This window comes from Shinella sp. AETb1-6, from assembly GCF_009826875.1.
GTDB lineage: Bacteria > Pseudomonadota > Alphaproteobacteria > Rhizobiales > Rhizobiaceae > Shinella > Shinella sumterensis.
The window spans coordinates 1-1,469 of the sequence record NZ_WUMM01000037.1; the positions used below are offsets into that span (position 1 = coordinate 1).

Sequence of the window (1,469 nt, forward strand, 5' to 3'; positions counted from 1 at the left end):
GCCTTGTCGCTTTCGTCGAAGCGGTGGATACGGCCGTCATCGGGGGTGAGATGGACGATGTCGCCGTGGGTGACGGGGAAGTCCCCGTCGGCGCGGACGGTGAGCATGCCCACGCCCTCGACATTGACATGCAGGAACGTGTCGGAGCCGAGGTGCTCGGCCACGCCGACGACGCCCTTCCAGGTGCCGGCATCCTTGGAGAGCTTGATATGCTCGGGGCGGATGCCGACGGTCGGCGCGTTCCACGGCCTTGCGGACTCGCCCTTGACGAAGTTCATGCGCGGCGAGCCGATGAAGCCGGCGACGAAGAGGTTGTCGGGCTTGTTGTAGAGATCGAGCGGCGAGCCGACCTGCTCGATATTGCCGGCATTCAACACCACGATCTTGTCGGCCATGGTCATGGCCTCGACCTGGTCGTGGGTGACATAGATCATCGTGGTCTTCAGCTGGTGATGCAGTTCGCTGATCTCCAGCCGCATGGTGCCGCGCAGCGCCGCGTCGAGGTTGGACAGCGGCTCGTCGAACAGAAAAGCCGACGGTTCGCGCACGATCGCGCGGCCGATGGCCACACGCTGGCGCTGACCGCCGGAAAGCTGGCCCGGGCGGCGTTCGAGATAGTTGGTGAGGTTCAGCACGCGGGCGGCTTCCGTCACCTTCTTCTCGATCACCTCCGGGCTGGCCTTCGCCATCTTGAGCGGGAAGGCGATGTTCTTGCGCACCGTCATGTGCGGATAGAGCGCATAGGACTGGAACACCATGGCAAGACCGCGCTTGGCGGGTGCCGCCGACGTCACATCCTTGCCGTCGATCTCGATGGTGCCGGACGTGGTGTCCTCCAGGCCCGCGATGAGGCGCAGCAGCGTGGACTTGCCGCAGCCGGACGGACCGACGAAGACGACGAACTCGCCGTCCTCGATGGTGAGGTCGATGCCCGGAATGACCTGCGTGGCGCCAAAGGACTTGTTGACCTTTTTCAGGATGATCTTGCCCATGTGTTCCCTCCCCTTACTTCACGGCGCCGAAGGTCAGGCCGCGGACGAGCTGTTTCTGCGAGAACCATCCCATGATCAGGATGGGGGCGATGGCGAGCGTCGAGGCCGCCGATAGTTTCGCCCAGAAGAGACCCTGCGGGCTCGAGAACGAGGCGATGAAGGCCGTCAGCGGCGCGGCGTTCGTCGTCGTCAGGCGGATCGTCCAGAACGATTCGTTCCAGGCGAGGATGATGTTGAGCAGCAGCGTCGAGGCGATGCCCGGCACCGCCATGGGCGTGAGCACATGCACGATCTCGTCGAACAGCGAGGCGCCGTCCATGCGGGCCGCTTCCAGGATTTCGCCGGGGATTTCGCGGAAGTAGGTGTAGAGCATCCACACGACGATCGGCAGGTTGATCAGCGTCAGCATCACCGTCAGGCCGATGCGCGTGTCGAGCAGGCCGAAATCGCGGAAGATGAGGTAGATCGGCACCAGCA

Annotated in this window: 2 protein-coding genes; both read right to left on the reverse strand. The window is 64.0% G+C overall.

Annotated elements, in window-relative coordinates; translation table 11 throughout:
* Positions 1-992, reverse strand: a 992-nt coding sequence (locus GR158_RS25015) for an ABC transporter ATP-binding protein (protein WP_160873050.1), incomplete at its 3' end; no start/stop codon positions are given.
* Positions 993-1,005: 13 nt separating this feature from the next.
* Positions 1,006-1,469, reverse strand: a 464-nt coding sequence (locus GR158_RS25020) for a carbohydrate ABC transporter permease (protein WP_160873051.1), incomplete at its 5' end; no start/stop codon positions are given.